Origin of the sequence: Enterobacter sp. Ap-867 (assembly GCF_011752855.1) — a bacterium.
In the GTDB taxonomy this organism is placed as follows: domain Bacteria; phylum Pseudomonadota; class Gammaproteobacteria; order Enterobacterales; family Enterobacteriaceae; genus Cedecea.
In genome coordinates this window covers 834,092-851,522 of the sequence record NZ_VWWS01000001.1, presented here as the reverse complement: position 1 = coordinate 851,522, position 17,431 = coordinate 834,092, and the positions used below count along the sequence as shown (strand labels likewise).

Sequence of the window (17,431 nt, the reverse complement as noted above, 5' to 3'; positions counted from 1 at the left end):
TTTAACAGAGGTGAGAGATGCGCATTGATGAGCTTTCAAAACTTCCTCGATCACAGCTTCCTCGCATGTATCGGGTTGTTGAGGTTGACCTTGACGTGCTGAGAAATTGCATTGGCGAAGGTGGTGGCGTGATTTTCGATTGTGACACCGTGGTTAAGCGCAGGGTTCGCCGGGTGCTCAATGAAAAAGGCGGGTGGCGCTGGGCGATGGTTGAAGTGCCGGGTCAGCGCGAATGGGATTATTGCCTTTCAATCGACAAAGAGTATCTGCACGAACTGAACTACGAGCTTGGCTTGCTGAATTAACGCCGGGTATTGCCGAGTAACATCCGCATCAGCTTTCACTGAGAGCTGATTCTGATTCACCCTCGTTGTCATTGTTTGCCCGCCACTGTGCGGGTTTCTTTTTAACTGGAGAAAAGTATGGGAGATATGGGTGATTTCTGGCGAGATTGGAAGCCGGAGCTTAAGGAGCGGCGCAGGAAAGCACGAGACTCGGCTCACGACAGAATAGCCGCCTTCTTTAAGCGCAATGAAGTCGAGTTTGAAGAGGGAAACAATACACTGATATTCAGGACACCGCAGGGAACAGTGGCTTACTACCCGCCATCTCAACGTATGCAGCACAAAAACACCTGGCGAGATTGCAGCCCTACTTACTGCATGAATTACGTCAAGAAACTAAGAGCTGCCTAGTGCGGCTTTTTTATTCGCGTTTATTCATGAGCGCAGTCGCTGATTAATGAACACAACTAAACAGGAGTTACCAGATGAACGCAGAACTCGCTAAGCCATCATTTGAGTGGCTGATTGACAAAGGAAACGAATGGCGCGTAAAGGTTAAAGGATGGAGTAACGGGGTCTCGTAGTGCTGGAATGTGTACCTGCTTATCACTCCAGGCCACGAGCTTTTCACTAAGCCTGAAAACTTCTTCCATGGCCTCCCCTTCCACGGCGGCGCAACATACGACCGGGTCAACACGGTTGACTGGCCTGAGTATAAATATGACTTTCAGAAGTCTATCTCCTTCCGTGAGATTGGCTCAGATTACTCGCATCTGCATGATGATTTCACAGAATGCAGCCCATATGACGGCATTCCGCACACCGTTCTTTCAGATGCCAAAGCACTAATTTCTTACCTGCAGTCACTTTAAAACCAAATCAACAGGAGTACCCACGATGACCTATTCATTCGCGGGATGCGTCGCCGTGGGCGTTATCCAGCAAACCGAAAGCCAGCTTGAAAGATTAACTCGCCAACTCCGCAATATCGGGAAGTGGCTTAAAGACACACTTAACCAACGCGGAGAGCCGTAATCATGACAATCGTACCCGTTAACGGAACCATATACGTCACCCAGGCAAATCGTGATTTTGGCAAGGTGTACGAAAACAGCTTTCCAGACACAAAGGAGGGGCAAAGCGCGGCGTTTAAATGGGCTGGCGTTATCGCGCTTGGCTGGCATAAAACTCAGGACAAGGACTGGAGCAAGAACCATGCCGCATGATCAGGAAGACAAAGACTTTATCGCCCTGCTATCAGGCGAGCTTCAGGAGTCTATCGAGCAGCAAATCAACCTCGCCGCCGAGCGCGGTAACGAGAAAATCAGTTGGGAAGAGTTTTCCGGCAATTTTAACTGAGAGAGAAAACCATGAAATTCGAAAAAGCCATGAGAAAGAAAGCCAGACTACGGTTGGCGCTTACCGGGCCTAGCGGTTCAGGAAAAACCTATAGTGCACTGCTTATCGCCAAGGGAATTGGCGGGAAAATAGCGGTGGTTGATACAGAAAAAGGCAGCGCCTCACTCTACTCTGACGTGGCTGATTTTGACGTGCTGGAGCTTGACCCTCCGTTCAGTCCTGAACGTTTCATTGAAGCTATTAACGCAGCTGAGGATGCCGGTTACGACACGATAATCATCGACAGCATCACCCATGAATGGGGTGGCGTCGGAGGATGTCTCGAGCTGGTAGACACGATTGCCAAGACCAAGTATCGCGGCAATTCATGGTCGGCGTGGAGCGACATTAACCCGCGACATCGCCTGTTCCTGGATGCAATATTGAGAACCAATATGCATGTGATCGCCACCATGCGAAGCAAAACCGAAACAGCGCAGGTTGAAGAAAACGGTCGCAAGAAAGTCGCCAAGTTGGGCATGAAGTCAGAGCAGCGCGACGGCGTTGAGTACGAGTTCACCACCGTACTAGACATTACCCACGAATCGCACCACGCGAACGCAACCAAAGACCGTACAGGTCTGTTCTCAAACGCCGACCCGGTTAAGCTATCGGTAGACACCGGGAAAATGCTTCTGCAGTGGCTTGAGTCTGGCGTTAATCCTAACGAGGAAATTCTCTCTGGCTTCACTAAAGCCGCATCTTCAGCATCCATTGATGAGCTGGAGAAATACTGGAAAAGCGCAGACAGGCGCCTGTTGGGCCACCCAGAGCATGACAAGGCGAAAGAGATTTACGAGATACGGAAGTCTGAACTTCAGCAGGGAAGTGAGGCCGCCTGATGAGCATCATCAAACGCCGTGGAAACCAAATATCACTCGGTCGGCACTGGACAAGCAAGGAAATAAATCAGGCCAGGGATATGGCCGGGAAAGTCCACTCAAAGCACATAGCCAGAATACTCGACCGCTCTTACGAATCACTTCGTCAAATGGCTAAGCGACAGCACATCAGCTTACGCCTGCAATAACTAAAGGACACGAACATGCCATCACCTCAACCCGGGGCGGATAACCCTCGCCTGTGCACTGCCAAAACCAAAGAAGAGGTGATGGCTAACTTCGCCAGATATTGGGGCATGTCACAAGCAGGAGAAATTGAGCCAGAGACGAAACAGCAGCGCATGGAGCGGCAGGCTAATGCTCTAGCGGATGCGTTGCGGCACAGAGACAACTTCAAAACATCGTTCTATCCGGAATGGGAAACCATCGGCCCTCACCTTCCATATGAATACACCGACGACCGCTCTCGCGTCCGCTTTGGTCGCTATGGCGCTCGCATTAGCGACTAAGGAACACATCATGTTCAACCATCAATACAACCCGGATATGACTCCGGGTGACGCATCAGCTCTCCCTAAATGTTGCAAAGCACCCATGCCAACCAAAGCAGAGCTGTTGGCTCGATGCAGCTTTCCAGGCGTGAATCAGAACAAGTATCTGAACAGGATGATCAGGAGCGAGAAATGCAAGGAGCAAGGCAAATGAGCAAAGTAAAAAATTATCTCGATCCTGAATCTTTGGTCTTTGAACGCAAGAAGAATGCGATCGGTGAATTTGTACTTGTTGGTGAAATGGGAGAAGACCTACGCGTCGCGCTACCCGGATCGCTTACTGATTCAGATGCTGCTCAGGTTGTTAGCACGATTAACCGTCTTTACAGCCAGGCGTACGAGCACGGGAAGCAATCAAGGTCACGAGAAATAGCAAATCTATTGGGCATTCAAGGAGCGTCGCGCGATGAGCAATAACACCGAAGCGCTGCCGTCGATTCTCGACATGTGCTGCGGCAGCCGCATGTTCTGGCTCGATAAGCAGGACGAACGCGCCGTATTTAGCGACATTCGCGCAGAGCAACACACGCTGTGCGACGGTCGCAAACTGGTTATCAGCCCGGATGTGATTGCCGACTTCCGCGCGCTGCCGTTCGCCGACAGCTCTTTCCCGGTTGTCGTGTTCGATCCGCCACATCTTGAGCGTGTCGGGGATAACGCCTGGATTGGTAAAAAGTACGGTCGCCTGAACAAAGACACATGGCGCGATGACCTGCGCGCTGGTTTCAGCGAAGCATTCCGGGTACTGCGGCCACACGGCGTTCTCATCTTCAAATGGAACGAAACACAGGTGCCGATTAGCCAGGTGATTGCTCTTACAGACGAGAAGCCGGCCATCTGGCGGCGTACCGGCAAAGCCGACAAAACCCACTGGATTATTTTTGTTAAAGCCGAGGCCAGCAATGACTAAACAACTCGAAGCGCTGATTGCCCGCGCTAAACATATTGTTGAAAACGGTGGCTTACTGGCTCGGGATACATCGTTGCAACTGATAGCGGCGCTGGAGCAGGCGCAGCAGCAGGAGACCAGTCCGTTAGCGGTGAAGCTGCATAAGCGCAGCGTTGGCGAAGTCATGCACATGAGCGGTTTTAGCCGGGATTATGCCGAAGGCTGGTGTGCAGGTAACGACAATGCAATTCATGAAATCCGCGCCGCTGGCGGCACCGTAAGCGAGGGGGAGTAGATGGAAAATCGCTACATCTATCACTACTGTGCAGTGAACGGCAACGTAAGTCTTTCCGGCATAGCTCAACTCACTTTCAGAATCGTTTCTCAGGATGATGTGGAAAGGCTGAAATCTTTGGTTTCTGGTGATGACTTTAAGGCAAACAGCATTGTCAGCCTTTCTTATTTGGGAAGGGAAATCGAGGAGGCTTTATGAATAACCTGAGCAATGAGCACCTGGATTTCATCAGAAAAAAAGCTGCAGGAAGCGCCGACTATGTTTATCGACTTAAAGCACGTGAAGTTGAGTCGATGGCCAGCGAGCTACTCGCATTGCGGGAGGCGGGGAAAGAACCGGTGGCGCTGGGAGATATCCGGCGATATACCGCAGCAAATACGCAGTTTGGCGGGATAGAGTTAAAGCAGGACGGCGTCGGTGATTACGTTCGGTACTCAGATGTCCTCGCAACAGCTATTGCAATGCCGCAGCTGCCTGCTGTGCCTGATGGCTGGGTGGTGGTGCCAACTGAGGCGACGAGCGCAATGCTTAACGCGGCGTGGATATCCCACGGAATTCATCACCCGAGCGCATGGCGAACGATGATAGCCGCAGCACCAAAGCCCGAGCCAGCAGTAAAAAAGTAAATCGGTGTGACGTTTGCCGCGACGGTGCTCGCGGCGGGTGTGGCACCTGTGCATTTAAAGACTTTTAACCCCCGGGTGCAGCCGGGTTACAGTGGAGAAACTCAATGAATACTGTCTTTTTATTGTTGGCTGAATACGGAACGCCGACAATCCCGCTTGCTGATGTGACTGAGAAATATTTCGGTATGAAGCTGGCCACAGCAGAAAAAAAGGCCGCGCTTTGTGAACTGCCGATCGCTACGTTCCGAGCAGCGGATAGCCAGAAAGCTCCGCGCATGATCCATATTCAAGACCTGGCCGATTACATCGACCAGCAGAGGAGAAAGGGGCAAGAATTGTTTGAGAAGATGAAAGCTAACTGAACACAACCACCAGCAAAAAAGAGCCATTTTTAGGTTTTCATAACTTATTAGGGCTTTTTATTTGCCTAGTCCAGCACCCCAACAGCACCCCAAAACGCTGGAATGTATTGATATAGATAAAAAAAGCCCCAGCAATCCGCCGGGGCCTGGTACGAGCAAGCATCATATTGGGCGACATGATGCGCGGTAGAAATCTTTCAGCGCGGCGGGTTTGCGTCCACCAGCGCGTTTTTCATGGCCGCTACTACGTCTGCATCCACGCAGTAGCGATTAAACTCATCGGCTTGTGCATCGGCGCTCATCGACACGCCCGCTTTGCGATAGCGCATTGGAGAAGGCACCGAGCGCCCTGCCGAGCTGTGAAGCTCCTCAATACCGTTGGCAACAAACTTATCGAGGTTGCTCAGACGCACGCCTGCGCCAGCCATAATAATTGGAGCACGGGAATGCTGTTTTAGTTCCCGAAGAAGTGAGATTCCCGTTTCGGCCGTTTGCTGCTGCCCTGAAGTCAGGATCCTTGCTACCCCTAACGCCGCTAGTTGCTCAAACGCCTGCAGCGGATGCTGGCACATATCAAAAGCCCGGTGGAACGTCACGGCCATGCCCTCAGCGGCCTGCATGACTTGCTCCATTCGCGGTAAATCAATATTGCCGTCTACATCAAGCATCCCGATAACAAGCCCGGGGAAACCGAGTTCACGCACAAACGCAATATCTTCAAGCATGGTGGCAAATTCGCCGTCGGTGTAGCAAAAATCACCGCCGCGCGGGCGAATAATCGGGTGCACCGGGATCGATACCTTCTGCCTAACCTGGCGCAGCACGCCAGCGGACGGCGTCAGCCCACCTTCTTTAGGCGCCGAGCAGAGTTCAATTCTGTCCGCGCCGGCCTGTTCTGCAGTAACAGCACAATCTATTCCATAACAGCATATTTCAAGTAAAGCCATTGATTACTCCCGATAAAACCTGCAGTTCGCCGGTTGTGTCCCCGTCACTGAATGATAATCTTAAATGAGGTCCACAAAAAGGTAGCGTACTATGGCATTCAATTTTGATGAATGGATCGACAGGCGTCACAGCGACAGTTCGAAGTGGAATAAATTTGCTGAAAACGTGCTGCCCATGTGGGTTGCTGACATGGATTTTCGCTCCCCGCCCTGCATCCTTGAGGCACTTCAGGCACGCGTCCGACACGGCGTATTTGGCTACGGCAAACGCCCGCATGAACTGATAGATGTCCTGACCGAAAGACTCGCCAGCCGCTATCAGTGGCGCATCAAACCCGAATGGCTGGTCTTTTTGCCTGGCGTTGTTTCCGGCCTGAATCTCTGCGTTCGAGCCTTTACCGCCGCCTCTGAATCGACGATAGCCCCGACGCCGATATACCCGCCGTTTCGTAAAGCATCCGAACTTGCCCGGCGTACGCAGATTAACGCACCGCTCAGGCTCACAGAAAAGCGCTGGACTCTTGAGCTTGAGGCATTAACGGCCGGCATGACCGGCAATGAAAAACTGCTGATGCTGTGTAACCCGCAGAACCCTGGCGGCACGGTTTACCGCCGTCGCGAACTAGAGCAGCATCTGGCCTTTGCGCAGCGACACGAGTTAATTGTCTGTTCCGACGAAATCCACTGCGACTTATTGCTTGAGCCCGGCGTAACGCACATCCCCTTCGCGACTTTAAGTGAAGATGCAGCGCAGCGTTCAGTGACGCTACTATCCCCGTCCAAAACCTTTAATATTGCCGGGCTTGGCGCCTCGGTGGCCGTTATTCCCAACCCTGACCTGCGGCGCAAATTCAAAGCCGCGCGGGCGGGCATTGTGCCGGAAGTGGATATTCTTGCCCTGACGGCGGCGGAGGCTGCATGGCGAGACGGCGAGGCGTGGCTGCAGGCGCTGCTGGTTTATCTGCGCGCAAACCGGGATCGGCTGACGCAGGCCGTGAATGCCACGCCGGGTTTAACGATGATATCGCCGGAAGCCACTTATCTCGGCTGGGTTGATGCCAGCGGATTAGGCGTAGAGAATCCGGCGGCATTCTTTTTCAACGCCGGGCTGGGCTTTTCTCCCGGCATCGATTTTGGCGAGCAACAGTTTATCCGCATCAACTTTGGCTGTACGGCCGCTGTCCTTGCCGAAGCCCTTAGCCGCCTGCAAACTGCGGTGCAGCAGCGCTAATCAGTCACCCTGTTCGCTGGCGACGATCTGCTCAATGCTCCAGGGATGGAATTTGATGGTCACTTTACCGTCGGTGACCGCAAGCGTTGGGTTGGGCAATCTTTCGCGTTCGCCTTTCGGGGCGCTGGTTTTCACCGAAATTCCCGTTTCACGCAGCCCGGCGTCAGACAACAAGTCCAGCGCCCGCGCGTTAAGCGTTTCTGGCTCGCCCGGCAGCACAATCTCAATGTGCTCCCAGCCTTCGTGCGGGTAACGTTTTTCCCCGGGCCAGGGCAGTTCCACAACCGTAAACCGCCAGTGCTCGACGCACACCGGCTCGTCGAGCTTGAATAAGCAGATCGGACGGCCATTGATAATATTTTCACTCAGCAACGTGCCGCATTTTTCCAGCCCTGTACGCCAGCGTTCGGCGGTCACGTTCTGGTGGCAGCGCAAAGAAATGTGATCGGCATCCAGGGGCGCAATCTCCAGCCCAAGTCGGGTGGCAAGTTCTGTTAACGCTTTTGTAAATCTCGGCAGATCTGCCGAAATATCATGCAGTTCATCTACCGTCTGCCAGTGTGCCATGCCGCCATCCTCTTTTTTAGAAACCGCGTAATCTACCCTGTTCCTGGCAGGCCGCCAACTCCCCGCCAGGGCCAAATGCCGATGAATGGTTATTCATTGCGCCGTTAATAATAATTGCACCGCCCGCTAGCGAGGCTTTTGCTGACGTCGGAGCGTAAATAACGTTATACTCACGCCCTGTTTCTTTCCTCATTTTTAGGCGGCCCTTGACGTGGCGGCCCAGTACAAATTGTAAGGTATCCCGGTGAATATTCAGTCTCTTCTCTCAGAAAAAGTCAGCCAGGCGCTGATTGCTGCAGGTGCGCCAGCGGACTGCGAACCGCAGGTTCGTCAGTCAGCAAAAGTCCAGTTCGGCGACTATCAGGCCAATGGCGTGATGTCCGTTGCTAAAACGCTGGGCATGCCGCCGCGACAGGTTGCAGAGAAGGTCATCGCTAACCTCGATCTGACCGGGATCGCCAGCAAAGTTGAGATTGCCGGCCCTGGCTTTATCAACATTTTCCTCGACCCGGCATTTCTGGCGAAAAACATTGATGAGGCCGTGGCGTCCGATCGCGTTGGCGTGAGCGTGTCTGAACCGCAAACTATCGTCGTCGACTACTCTGCGCCAAACGTTGCCAAAGAAATGCACGTGGGCCACATTCGCTCCACCATCATCGGTGACGCGGCCGTGCGCACCCTGGAGTTCCTTGGCCACAAGGTCATCCGTGCCAACCACGTTGGCGACTGGGGCACTCAGTTCGGCATGCTCATCGCGTTCCTGGAAAAACAGCAGCAGGAAAACGCGGGCGAAATGGCGCTGGCCGACCTGGAAGAGTTTTACCGCGCGGCCAAAAAACACTATGACGAAGACGAAGTTTTTGCCGAGCGCGCCCGTGGTTACGTGGTAAAGCTGCAGGGCGGCGATGAATACTGCCGTGAGATGTGGCGCAAGCTGGTCGACATCACCATGACGCAGAACCAGAAAACCTACGAACGCCTCAACGTGACGCTGACCCGCGATGACGTGATGGGCGAAAGCCTCTACAACCCAATGCTGCCTGGCATTGTGGCGGATCTGAAAGAGAAAGGTCTGGCGGTAGAGAGCGAAGGCGCCACCGTGGTGTTCCTGGACGAGTTCAAGAACAAAGACGGCGACCCGATGGGCGTGATCATCCAGAAGAAAGATGGCGGTTACCTCTACACCACCACCGACATCGCCTGTGCCAAATACCGCTATGAAACCCTGCACGCCGACCGCGTGCTCTACTTCATTGACTCTCGCCAGCACCAGCACCTGATGCAGGCATGGACCATCGTGCGTAAAGCTGGCTACGTGCCGGAGTCCGTCACCCTGGAGCACCAGATGTTCGGCATGATGCTGGGCAAAGACGGCAAGCCGTTCAAAACCCGCTCCGGCGGCACCGTGAAGCTGACCGACCTGCTCGATGAGGCAATGGAACGCGCCCGCGGTCTGGTTGCGGCGAAGAACCCGGATATGCCTGCAGACGAACTGGAAAATCTGGCGAAAGCGGTAGGTATTGGTGCGGTGAAGTACGCCGACCTGTCCAAGAGCCGTACCACCGACTACATCTTCGACTGGGACAACATGCTCGCCTTCGAGGGGAACACCGCGCCGTACATGCAGTATGCCTACACACGCGTCCTGTCCGTGTTCCGTAAGGCCGACCTCGACGAAGCCGAACTGCTGAAAGCGAAGGTTGTTATTACCGAAGACCGTGAAGCTCAGCTGGCCGCCCGCCTGCTGCAGTTTGAAGAGACGCTGAATGTGGTTGCCCGCGACGGTACGCCGCATGTGATGTGTGCCTATCTGTACGATGTTGCCGGCCTGTTCTCCGGCTTCTACGAGCACTGCCCGATTCTCAGCGCCGCCGATGAAGCGACCCGCAACAGCCGCCTGAAGCTGGCGTTGCTCACCGCGAAAACGCTGAAGCTGGGTCTGGATACGCTGGGTATCAACACCGTAGAACGTATGTAATTCTTCAGCTATACAAACAAAAACCCGGCCACCGTGCCGGGTTTTCTTTTTTTAAGCGACTCAGTAATAGCCGCGCAGATATTCCGTCATACACAGAATGGCCATCGCCTGGCCGTACGGCATAGAAGTCAGCGGTATCTGGCGGTAAAACTCAAGATTACTGCCCATGCCGGTGCCAAACGACGTTTGCAGCAGCTCCCCTTCCGGCGAGATATTAGCCACAATACCGCGCATCGCCTTTTCTCCGACTGCCGCATAGTCTGCGCTGATGTAGCGCTTTCGCGCCGCCTTGAGAATGCCGTAGGCAAAACCGGCCGTCGCCGAGGCTTCCAGGTAAGAATCGGGGTCATCAAGTAAGGTATGCCAGAGGCCCGTTTCATGCTGGCATTTCGCCAGCGCCTCTATCTGCCGGTTCAGCACCTGCAGCAGATAACGGCGTACCGCGCTGGTTTCAGGCAAATCAAGCAGCTCAAGGAAGTCCGGGATAACAATAGTCAACCAGCTGTTACCCCGTGCCCAACGTGCGTGAGCGAAGTTGTGGCAGCCGTCGTAGCTCCAGCCGTGAAACCACAGCCCGCTCTCCCTGTCCATCAGGTTCTGAACGTGCAGTAAAAACTGGTAGGTCGCCTCCTCCACATACGCTTTGCGCCCAAGCAGCTTGCCGATTTTCGCCAGCGGGAGCACCGTCATCATCAGCGTGTCATCCCACATCTGCCGATGGTTCTCCTCCGCCAGGGTGATGTGCTGCATCCCGCCAAAATCCGTGCGCGGCATCTCATGCATTGCCCATTCGGCCCAGCTTTCAAGCCAGGGCAGATGCGCTGGATTCAGACTTTCTTCATAGCGATACGCCAGCGTCAGAAACGGTGCCATTGTGTTGACGTTTTTGGTGGTCGCCCCTTCGGCAAAACGCGCGGTAAACCAGTCGTCGATGATATCCCGCATCGAGGTATCTCCCGTCTGGCGGTAATACTGCCAGATCCCGTACAGTCCGATCCCGTGCGTCCATTCCCAGCCGGCCCAGCCCTTGGTATCGATCGTCCTGCCATCATCCAGCCGCAGCAAAAACTCACCGCTTGCATCCTGAATATTGACCAGATTATCGGTCACCTTCTCTATCAGCGCTTTCAGTTCGTCCCTGGCAATAAAACGCTCAGGCTGACGTAACAACGGGCTGTGCTTAACGGGCCAAACCTTCATGATATTAACCTCCATGGTATGTTGAATTCGGTGATGCATCGGTCTGAAGCGTTGACGCAGGCGGCTTGTTGCGGTTGAGGTAGCCAATGTTGTTATTGCCCCAAAGGGCTTCGAACGGCATCCCCGCCAGCATTTCTACCGTCGCTCGAGCTTCCGGAGAGCTGGCCTGTGGAATTGCGCTGCCAGACTCACGCATTTTGGCCGTCTCTTCACGCAGCGTACTGTGGGTTTGTAGGTTGAGCCTGAAACGCAGGGAGACAAGGAACCCACAGGTCAGCACCAGCAGCGTGCCCACGCTCAGGATGATCAGAATGGTGTGGCTAACCTCCTCAGGCTGCGTTTTTTGCCCGCTGACAAAGCCAGACATTTGCATCACGATGCCCACCAGCATCACCGCACCTGCCTGCGAAGCTTTACGCGTCAGGGTCATGATCCCGGCAAAAATCCCCTCGCGGCGCTGGCCGGTTATCACCTCATCCACATCGGCAATGTAGGTGTAGGTATTCCAGGGAACATAGTTGATGCCTCCTCGCCCCAGTCCGGCGACGGCTGAAACCAACAGCAGCAGTGCATACACATCGCTAAGCCCCGCATAGTAAAGCAGCGCGTAGGCAAGAGAGCTGATGCCAAACAGCACCACAACCATGCGGTAAGACGGTGCGGGCCCAAAGCGGATGCACAGCGGGATCATCGCTATAACCGCGATAAACTGAAAAATCGCCATGGTGCCGAGCAGATTCGAGGCAAAAGAGACCTCCTGCATCAGTACGAAAACGACGTAGTAAGTGAAGACCGCATTAAAGACATCCTGCGCAATATAGCCGCCAAGATACATGCCCAGATGCTGGCGAAAAATCTTTATCCGCAGCGTAGATCCCAGCTCAACAAACAGGCGGTTGAGGCTTTGCCCGAGGCTTAGCTGCTGCTTCTCCGCTTCCGCCCGAAGCGCGGCTTCCGTCCACGTCTCGCGTGGGCGCTCCCAGGTAAAACACCAGACAAACGTCAGCATCAGCGCGCACAGTACGGAAAACACCAGGCTTGCATAGAAGAAGGAGATGGCGCTGTCTTTACCAAACTGGGTCAACAGTATGCCCGGCAGGAAAGAGGCAAGTATCGCCGACATTTGCGCCATAGAAATCCGCGCGCCCGAAAACTTGGTTTTCTGTTTAAAGTCGTCGGTCATTTCCGGCACCAGCGTTTCATACGGCACCAGAATCATGGTGTAGACGACATCAAAGATCAGATAAGTGACCAGGTAGTACCAGAAATCCATGTTGCCTACCCACATCAACGAATAGCTGAATACGCAGGGAATGCCGAGCAGGATAAAGAACTTCCTTCGTCCGAATCGCTTGCCGAGCCGGGTGGAACCGAAGTTATCGGTAAGAAAGCCCATCAATGGGCTGACCAGCGCATCCAGCACCCTGGCCGCGGCAAAAATAAAGGTGGCCTCAATGGGAGAGAGCCCGCAAAACGTGGTGTAAAAATAGAGCAACCATGCCGCCGTAAGCGCCGTGGTCCCTGCCCCTAAAAAGTCGCCTGAGCCATAGGCCAGGTAATTCGTGAATCCAATCTTCCGTGTTCTCATCGCCGTCAGCCCTTATGGTTTTTCGGAGACTCCCTGATGACTGCTCCTCGCTCCGGGAGTAAATACACGGTTAAAGGTAAAAGCATCGCGCCAGTGATACCTCTGCGTTTCTGCCACCGGCAAACGGAAAATGGCAAAAATACAAAGGGACCCCGGGCATGAGTCACTGATTGATAAAACAAAAGGGTTTAACGCGGAAAACGAGAGGTCGGCCAGCGGATGAATCCCGCTGGCCGGTAAGAGAGAGACTTACTGCACGTAGTTAACGATGACCTGATTACTGCGCACCCGCAGTGGCGGGTACATAGAACCGCCGCCCGGTACTTCCCAGACAAAGCGCAACGGCTGATTTGCATCGGTGTTGGTCAGCCCGCGCGTGGTGCCGTTTGCACCCTCAAGCGGGGTGCAATTCGTCGGCGAACAAAGTTTGACGGTCAGCCCCGCAGGCGTCGGGCCATCCAGCACATAGGTCCAGGCAATCAGCGTCATTCTGCCGCTGACGGGCTGCATCGGTTTCAACGGCCGGGACGAGGCCGTTACGCCCCGGTTACTGAGAGTCACGCCAATCCCGCTGTCCTGCCAGGAGCCCTCACCTAACGCCAGGGCACCAAACGGCACCAGCAGCATCAAAAGTAACGCTTTCATTCTTTATTTCGCTCCGATAGTTGCCGTCATGCGGATATTGCGGTTGTCGGACAGCTCCAGGCTCGAGAGCACAACCAGCTGCGGCAGCGTTCTGCGTAAGAAGCGCGCCAGCAGCGGACGCAGGGCATGGTTCACCAACAGCACCGGTGGTGCACCCAGCATTTCCTGGCGCTGCAACGCATCCTGAGTCTGTTCCAGCAGGCGATCCGCCAGCCCCGGCTCAAGGCCGCCCCCGCCCTGCAGCGCCTGCAGCAGCAGACGCTCAAGAGACGCATCCAGGCCGATAACCTGCACTTCACCGGTGCCAGGGAACCATTGCTGGGTGATAGCCCTGCCCAGCGCCACGCGAACCACGGCGGTGAGCTCATGCGGATCGCTCTGAATAGGCGCATGCTCCGCCAGCGTTTCCAGAATGGTTCGCATATCGCGGATCGGCACTTTCTCTTCAAGCAGGTTTTGCAGCACTTTATGCAGCGTGGTCAGCGTCACCACCGCCGGGATAAGATCTTCCGTCAGCTTAGGCATTTCCTGCGTCACGCGGTCAAGCAGCTGCTGCGCTTCCTGGCGGCCAAACAGCTCTGGCGCAAACTGTCCGATAAGGTGGTTCAGGTGCGTTGCCACCACGGTACTCGCTTCAACCACGGTGAAGCCCTGAATTTGCGCCTGCTCTTTCAGCGCGCTCTCAATCCAGATGGCGGCCAGGCCAAAGGCCGGATCAATGGTCGCCTCGCCCGGTAACGTCCCTGCAGCGGTGCCGGGGTTAATCGCCAGCCAGCGGCCTGGGTAGGCATCCCCGCTGCCAATTTCTACGCCCTTCATCAAAATACGGTAGCGCGCGGGCGGCAGATCCATATTGTCGCGAATATGCACCACCGGCGGCAGGAATCCCATCTCCTGGGCGAATTTTTTACGAATACTGCGAATACGGCCCAGCAGCTCGCCGTCCTGCTGGAAATCCACCATCGGAATCAGACGATAACCCACTTCCATGCCCAGCGGATCTTCCAGCTGCACGTCATTCCAGGTCGCTTCCACGGCCTGATTATTTTCCGGCATCTTCACCGGCTGAGGTGCTTCCGGCTCGGCCATCTGGCGGCCACGCATCCACCAGGCCAGGCCCAGCAGTGCGGCGGTAAACAGCAGGAACACAAAGTTCGGCATACCCGGCACCATCCCGAGCAGCCCCAGCACGCCAGCGGCCAACAGCATCACGCGCGGGTTGTTGAACAGCTGGGTCACCATCTGTTCACCGACATCCTGATCGGTCGCCACGCGGGTAACAATCACGCCCGCAGCGGTGGAAATCACCAGCGCCGGGATCTGGGCGACCAGGCCGTCACCGATGGTCAACAGCGTATAGCTCTGTGCCGCCGCCCCCATCGCCATATCGTGCTGGATAACCCCGACCATCAGGCCGCCCACCACGTTAATCACCATGATGATAAGCCCGGCCACGGCGTCGCCGCGCACGAACTTACTCGCCCCGTCCATTGAACCGTAAAAGTCAGCTTCCTGGGTCACTTCAGAACGGCGTTTTTTCGCTTCCTCTTCACCAATGATCCCGGCGTTCAGATCGGCATCGATAGCCATCTGTTTCCCCGGCATCCCGTCCAGCACAAAACGTGCCCCGACTTCGGCGATACGTCCCGCACCCTTGGTGATAACCATAAAGTTGATGATAACGAGGATGATAAACACCACGATACCGATGGCGAAGTTGCCGCCCACCAGGAAGTGGCCGAAGGCTTCAACCACTTTACCCGCTGCCGCCGCACCGGTATGCCCTTCCAGCAGGATGATACGGGTAGAAGCCACGTTTAGCGCGAGGCGCAGCAAAGTGGTAAACAGCAGAATGGTCGGAAACGCCGCGAAGTCCAGCGTGCGCTGGGTGAACATCGCCACCAGCAGCACCATGATCGACAGCGCGATGTTAAAGGTAAACAGCAGGTCGAGGACAAACGGCGGCAGCGGCAGCACCATCATCGACAGAATCAGCAGGATCAGTACCGGTCCCGCAAGAATTTGCCATTGCCCAGATTTCATGTTGCCCGGCAGGCGCAACATCGCAGCCAGATTAGCCATCGGAGTCCTTCTCGTTTGCAAAGTCCAGCGCCTCAGGCACCGGCAGATTTTCAGGTTTCTTCGGAATTAAGCCGCCCGCCACGCGCCAGCGGCGCAGCTGCCAGACCCAGGCCAGCACTTCCGCCACGGCAGAATAAAGCTGGCCGGGGATCTGCTGCCCAATTTCCGCATGTCGGTACAGCGCACGCGCCAGCGGGGGGGCTTCCAGCATCGGGATGCGGTTTTCATTGCCAATTTCTTTAATGCGCTGAGCGATCAGTCCGGCACCTTTCGCCAGGACTTTAGGCGCGCTCATTTTGTTTTCGTCGTACTGCAGAGCCACCGCATAGTGGGTCGGGTTGGTCACGATAACGTCAGCTTTTGGCACATCGGCCATCATGCGGCGGCGCGCAATCGCTCTTTGCTGCTGGCGAATACGCCCTTTAATGTGCGGATCGCCCTCGTTCTGTTTGTACTCGTCACGAATATCCTGGCGAGTCATGCGTAACTTTTTAATGTGGCTGTAAATCTGGAAGAAGACGTCAAATCCCACCATCGGGATAAGGCCCAGAATCACCAGCAGGGCACAAAGCGCCACCATGTTGAGCGCGCTGGCAAGGGCAGTAACCGGGGACTCACTCATCAGGCGCATCATCGCCGGCCAGTTGTGCCACAAATACCAGGCAGCCACGCAGCCCACCAGCACCGCTTTCAGCAGCGCCTTGAGTAACTCCGCTGCCGTCTGCATAGAAAACATCCGCTTAATACCGGCAATCGGGTTGAGCTTGCCGAGATTAAACTTGATCGACTTGGCGCTAAAGTTCACGCCCCCCAGTAGCATCGGCGCGGCTATCGCGACAATAACCAGGCCGGAGATCAGCGGCAGCAGCGCCATCACGGCAAGCTTAATCAAATGGCTGATCTGATTCACAATCAGGCTGGGGTCGTTGATGATTTTGTGGTCGAAGTGCAGGCCATCAGACAGCATGGCGCCGAGCATCTTGCCCAGCGACGCCCCGCCCATCCAGATAATGCACAGCCCTACCAATAACATCAGCAGGGAAGTCAGTTCACGGGAACGCGGGATCTGCCCCTCTTCACGCGCCTTTTCAAGTCGGTGGGCCGTGGGGGCTTCTGTTTTTTCCTGATCGCTATCTTCAGACACCGCAACAATCTCGTGGCCGCATTTTCAAGGACAGCATGCCAGAGCACGGTTGGGCTAATAGAGGAATTACAAACGTTTTTGTACGTTTATTTTGACGTTAACGGGCGGCCTCCCCCACGCACGCGAGAGCGGCCGCCGCTATTTTAAAAGCCTAAGCTGTCCAGCAAATCATCAACCTGATCCTGACTTGCCACCACGCCGGCGGCGGAAGCATCAAGCTGCGGGCCGTTCAGCAAGCCTTCGTTCACGCGCTTGGCGCGAGCGTCCGGCTCCGGCATGTTTTCCAGCAGCACCATCAACAGCTGGCGCTCGATCTCCTGGATAACGTCCATCATACGCTTGATAACCTGGCCAGTGAGGTCCTGGAAATCCTGCGCCATCATGATTTCCAACAGCTGGGCGTTGGTGAAGCTGGTGTGCTCCGGGACGCCTGACAGGTAGCTGCGGGTGTCAGTCACCAGTTCGCGCGCATCTTTCAGCTCGATCGGATTTTCAAACCATGCATCCCAGCGGCCGCTCAGCGCTTTCGCTTCGCTTTCCAGCTGGTTCTGGTGAGGCTGAGACAGCTCCACGCAGTTCAGGGCGCGCTCGGCGGCCTGCGCGGTCATCTGCACGACATAGTCCAGGCGATCGCGGGCATCAGGAATAGCTTCAGCCGCTTCAGCAATGGCCTGGTCGAGCCCCAGCTCACGCAGGCTGTCGCGCAGCATGCGGGTCAGGCTGCCGATACGTGCAATGATATCGGTTGGTGAATGCTCGTGTATCTCTGTTGCCGGGTTTGTTGATGAGTGCATTTGCGCCT

At 55.2% G+C, this 17,431-nt stretch carries 23 protein-coding genes; 15 read left to right on the top strand and 8 right to left on the bottom strand.

The features are described from left to right. Nucleotides 1-65: 65 nt before the first annotated feature. From F3J26_RS04025 to F3J26_RS03965, 13 genes are all read left to right on the top strand, one after another. A complete protein-coding gene (locus tag F3J26_RS04025) occupies nucleotides 66-305 on the top strand; it encodes a hypothetical protein (protein WP_286180177.1) in 240 nt (79 codons plus the stop codon). An 876-nt stretch (nucleotides 306-1,181) separates the two neighbouring features. Beyond that, nucleotides 1,182-1,319: a protease FtsH-inhibitory lysogeny factor CIII gene (locus tag F3J26_RS04020; protein WP_166991623.1), complete on the top strand. Its 138-nt coding sequence runs from the start codon at nucleotides 1,182-1,184 to the stop codon at nucleotides 1,317-1,319. Nucleotides 1,320-1,321: 2 nt separating this feature from the next. Next, nucleotides 1,322-1,510 (top strand): DUF5444 family protein, encoded by a 189-nt coding sequence (locus tag F3J26_RS04015; RefSeq protein ID WP_126356157.1) that lies wholly within the window; start codon nucleotides 1,322-1,324, stop codon nucleotides 1,508-1,510. Next, nucleotides 1,500-1,643, top strand: a complete 144-nt coding sequence (locus F3J26_RS04010; RefSeq protein ID WP_166991620.1) for a phage-type recombination accessory function protein — start codon at nucleotides 1,500-1,502, stop codon at nucleotides 1,641-1,643. The genes F3J26_RS04015 and F3J26_RS04010 overlap by 11 nt, the downstream gene beginning before the upstream one ends. A gap of 11 nt (nucleotides 1,644-1,654) precedes the next feature. Next, nucleotides 1,655-2,524 carry an ATP-binding protein gene (locus tag F3J26_RS04005; protein ID WP_166991617.1) on the top strand — a complete coding sequence of 290 codons (870 nt, stop codon included), beginning with the start codon at nucleotides 1,655-1,657 and terminating at the stop codon, nucleotides 2,522-2,524. A 203-nt stretch (nucleotides 2,525-2,727) separates the two neighbouring features. Continuing rightward, nucleotides 2,728-3,033 (top strand): anti-RecBCD protein 2, encoded by a 306-nt coding sequence (locus tag F3J26_RS04000; protein WP_008456868.1) that lies wholly within the window; start codon nucleotides 2,728-2,730, stop codon nucleotides 3,031-3,033. Next, a complete protein-coding gene (locus F3J26_RS22820) occupies nucleotides 2,969-3,229 on the top strand; it encodes a DUF2737 family protein (protein ID WP_442892836.1) in 261 nt (86 codons plus the stop codon). Before F3J26_RS04000 ends, F3J26_RS22820 begins: the two co-directional genes overlap by 65 nt. Then, nucleotides 3,226-3,492: a hypothetical protein gene (locus tag F3J26_RS03990; RefSeq protein WP_166991615.1), complete on the top strand. Its 267-nt coding sequence runs from the start codon at nucleotides 3,226-3,228 to the stop codon at nucleotides 3,490-3,492. The genes F3J26_RS22820 and F3J26_RS03990 overlap by 4 nt, the downstream gene beginning before the upstream one ends. Continuing rightward, nucleotides 3,482-3,985: a class I SAM-dependent methyltransferase gene (locus F3J26_RS03985; RefSeq protein WP_166991612.1), complete on the top strand. Its 504-nt coding sequence runs from the start codon at nucleotides 3,482-3,484 to the stop codon at nucleotides 3,983-3,985. Before F3J26_RS03990 ends, F3J26_RS03985 begins: the two co-directional genes overlap by 11 nt. Beyond that, nucleotides 3,978-4,259, top strand: coding sequence for a hypothetical protein (locus F3J26_RS03980; RefSeq protein ID WP_166990351.1), 282 nt, complete (start codon nucleotides 3,978-3,980; stop codon nucleotides 4,257-4,259). Before F3J26_RS03985 ends, F3J26_RS03980 begins: the two co-directional genes overlap by 8 nt. Next, nucleotides 4,260-4,457 (top strand): hypothetical protein, encoded by a 198-nt coding sequence (locus F3J26_RS03975; RefSeq protein ID WP_166991609.1) that lies wholly within the window; start codon nucleotides 4,260-4,262, stop codon nucleotides 4,455-4,457. Next, nucleotides 4,454-4,885 (top strand): hypothetical protein, encoded by a 432-nt coding sequence (locus F3J26_RS03970; protein ID WP_166991606.1) that lies wholly within the window; start codon nucleotides 4,454-4,456, stop codon nucleotides 4,883-4,885. The genes F3J26_RS03975 and F3J26_RS03970 overlap by 4 nt, the downstream gene beginning before the upstream one ends. 104 nt (nucleotides 4,886-4,989) lie before the next feature. Then, nucleotides 4,990-5,247 (top strand): pyocin activator PrtN family protein, encoded by a 258-nt coding sequence (locus F3J26_RS03965; protein ID WP_166991603.1) that lies wholly within the window; start codon nucleotides 4,990-4,992, stop codon nucleotides 5,245-5,247. A 197-nt stretch (nucleotides 5,248-5,444) separates the two neighbouring features. Here F3J26_RS03965 and cutC read toward each other — a convergent pair whose 3' ends face one another. Continuing rightward, nucleotides 5,445-6,194 carry a copper homeostasis protein CutC gene (cutC, locus tag F3J26_RS03960; RefSeq protein ID WP_166872997.1) on the bottom strand — a complete coding sequence of 250 codons (750 nt, stop codon included), beginning with the start codon at nucleotides 6,192-6,194 and terminating at the stop codon, nucleotides 5,445-5,447. A 91-nt stretch (nucleotides 6,195-6,285) separates the two neighbouring features. Here cutC and F3J26_RS03955 point away from each other — a divergent pair, with 91 nt between their 5' ends. Then, entirely contained in the window at nucleotides 6,286-7,425 is a 1,140-nt protein-coding gene (locus tag F3J26_RS03955; protein WP_166991600.1) for a MalY/PatB family protein, read from the top strand. Here F3J26_RS03955 and F3J26_RS03950 read toward each other — a convergent pair whose 3' ends face one another. Next, nucleotides 7,426-7,992: a VOC family protein gene (locus F3J26_RS03950; RefSeq protein ID WP_166991597.1), complete on the bottom strand. Its 567-nt coding sequence runs from the start codon at nucleotides 7,990-7,992 to the stop codon at nucleotides 7,426-7,428. A gap of 244 nt (nucleotides 7,993-8,236) precedes the next feature. On the opposite strand from F3J26_RS03950, the gene argS reads away from it, so the two are divergent. Next, a complete protein-coding gene (gene argS / locus F3J26_RS03945) occupies nucleotides 8,237-9,970 on the top strand; it encodes an arginine--tRNA ligase (protein ID WP_008453907.1) in 1,734 nt (577 codons plus the stop codon). A gap of 60 nt (nucleotides 9,971-10,030) precedes the next feature. Here argS and bglB read toward each other — a convergent pair whose 3' ends face one another. From bglB to cheZ, 6 genes are all read right to left on the bottom strand, one after another. Then, on the bottom strand, nucleotides 10,031-11,170 hold the full coding sequence (gene bglB, locus F3J26_RS03940) for a beta-galactosidase BglB (protein ID WP_166991594.1): 1,140 nt from the start codon (nucleotides 11,168-11,170) through the stop codon (nucleotides 10,031-10,033). Nucleotides 11,171-11,174: 4 nt separating this feature from the next. Continuing rightward, nucleotides 11,175-12,758, bottom strand: a complete 1,584-nt coding sequence (locus tag F3J26_RS03935) for an MFS transporter (RefSeq protein WP_166991591.1) — start codon at nucleotides 12,756-12,758, stop codon at nucleotides 11,175-11,177. Between the two features lie 249 nt (nucleotides 12,759-13,007). Further along, the gene (gene flhE, locus F3J26_RS03930; protein ID WP_166991587.1) at nucleotides 13,008-13,403 is read right to left on the bottom strand and encodes a flagellar protein FlhE; all 396 of its coding nucleotides are present in this window, start codon (nucleotides 13,401-13,403) and stop codon (nucleotides 13,008-13,010) included. A 3-nt stretch (nucleotides 13,404-13,406) separates the two neighbouring features. Then, the gene (gene flhA / locus F3J26_RS03925; RefSeq protein ID WP_008453903.1) at nucleotides 13,407-15,485 is read right to left on the bottom strand and encodes a flagellar biosynthesis protein FlhA; all 2,079 of its coding nucleotides are present in this window, start codon (nucleotides 15,483-15,485) and stop codon (nucleotides 13,407-13,409) included. Then, complete coding sequence (gene flhB, locus F3J26_RS03920; protein ID WP_008453902.1) at nucleotides 15,478-16,629, bottom strand: flagellar biosynthesis protein FlhB; 1,152 nt, start codon at nucleotides 16,627-16,629, stop codon at nucleotides 15,478-15,480. The genes flhA and flhB overlap by 8 nt, the downstream gene beginning before the upstream one ends. Nucleotides 16,630-16,772: 143 nt before the next feature. After that, nucleotides 16,773-17,423, bottom strand: coding sequence for a protein phosphatase CheZ (cheZ, locus tag F3J26_RS03915; protein WP_008453901.1), 651 nt, complete (start codon nucleotides 17,421-17,423; stop codon nucleotides 16,773-16,775). Nucleotides 17,424-17,431 lie beyond the last annotated feature (8 nt).

Bases quoted from the DNA above. Each gene is read 5' to 3' on its own strand.
- F3J26_RS04025 (WP_286180177.1), top strand. From the start codon at position 66: ATGTATCGGGTTGTTGAGGTTGACCTTGACGTGCTGAGAAATTGCATT.
- F3J26_RS04020 (WP_166991623.1), top strand. From the start codon at position 1,182: ATGACCTATTCATTCGCGGGATGCGTCGCCGTGGGCGTTATCCAGCAA.
- F3J26_RS04015 (WP_126356157.1), top strand. From the start codon at position 1,322: ATGACAATCGTACCCGTTAACGGAACCATATACGTCACCCAGGCAAAT.
- F3J26_RS04010 (WP_166991620.1), top strand. From the start codon at position 1,500: ATGCCGCATGATCAGGAAGACAAAGACTTTATCGCCCTGCTATCAGGC.
- F3J26_RS04005 (WP_166991617.1), top strand. From the start codon at position 1,655: ATGAAATTCGAAAAAGCCATGAGAAAGAAAGCCAGACTACGGTTGGCG.
- F3J26_RS04000 (WP_008456868.1), top strand. From the start codon at position 2,728: ATGCCATCACCTCAACCCGGGGCGGATAACCCTCGCCTGTGCACTGCC.
- F3J26_RS22820 (WP_442892836.1), top strand. From the start codon at position 2,969: ATGAATACACCGACGACCGCTCTCGCGTCCGCTTTGGTCGCTATGGCG.
- F3J26_RS03990 (WP_166991615.1), top strand. From the start codon at position 3,226: ATGAGCAAAGTAAAAAATTATCTCGATCCTGAATCTTTGGTCTTTGAA.
- F3J26_RS03985 (WP_166991612.1), top strand. From the start codon at position 3,482: ATGAGCAATAACACCGAAGCGCTGCCGTCGATTCTCGACATGTGCTGC.
- F3J26_RS03980 (WP_166990351.1), top strand. From the start codon at position 3,978: ATGACTAAACAACTCGAAGCGCTGATTGCCCGCGCTAAACATATTGTT.
- F3J26_RS03975 (WP_166991609.1), top strand. From the start codon at position 4,260: ATGGAAAATCGCTACATCTATCACTACTGTGCAGTGAACGGCAACGTA.
- F3J26_RS03970 (WP_166991606.1), top strand. From the start codon at position 4,454: ATGAATAACCTGAGCAATGAGCACCTGGATTTCATCAGAAAAAAAGCT.
- F3J26_RS03965 (WP_166991603.1), top strand. From the start codon at position 4,990: ATGAATACTGTCTTTTTATTGTTGGCTGAATACGGAACGCCGACAATC.
- cutC (WP_166872997.1), bottom strand. From the start codon at position 6,194: ATGGCTTTACTTGAAATATGCTGTTATGGAATAGATTGTGCTGTTACT.
- F3J26_RS03955 (WP_166991600.1), top strand. From the start codon at position 6,286: ATGGCATTCAATTTTGATGAATGGATCGACAGGCGTCACAGCGACAGT.
- F3J26_RS03950 (WP_166991597.1), bottom strand. From the start codon at position 7,992: ATGGCACACTGGCAGACGGTAGATGAACTGCATGATATTTCGGCAGAT.
- bglB (WP_166991594.1), bottom strand. From the start codon at position 11,170: ATGAAGGTTTGGCCCGTTAAGCACAGCCCGTTGTTACGTCAGCCTGAG.
- F3J26_RS03935 (WP_166991591.1), bottom strand. From the start codon at position 12,758: ATGAGAACACGGAAGATTGGATTCACGAATTACCTGGCCTATGGCTCA.
- flhE (WP_166991587.1), bottom strand. From the start codon at position 13,403: ATGAAAGCGTTACTTTTGATGCTGCTGGTGCCGTTTGGTGCCCTGGCG.
- flhA (WP_008453903.1), bottom strand. From the start codon at position 15,485: ATGGCTAATCTGGCTGCGATGTTGCGCCTGCCGGGCAACATGAAATCT.
- cheZ (WP_008453901.1), bottom strand. From the start codon at position 17,423: ATGCACTCATCAACAAACCCGGCAACAGAGATACACGAGCATTCACCA.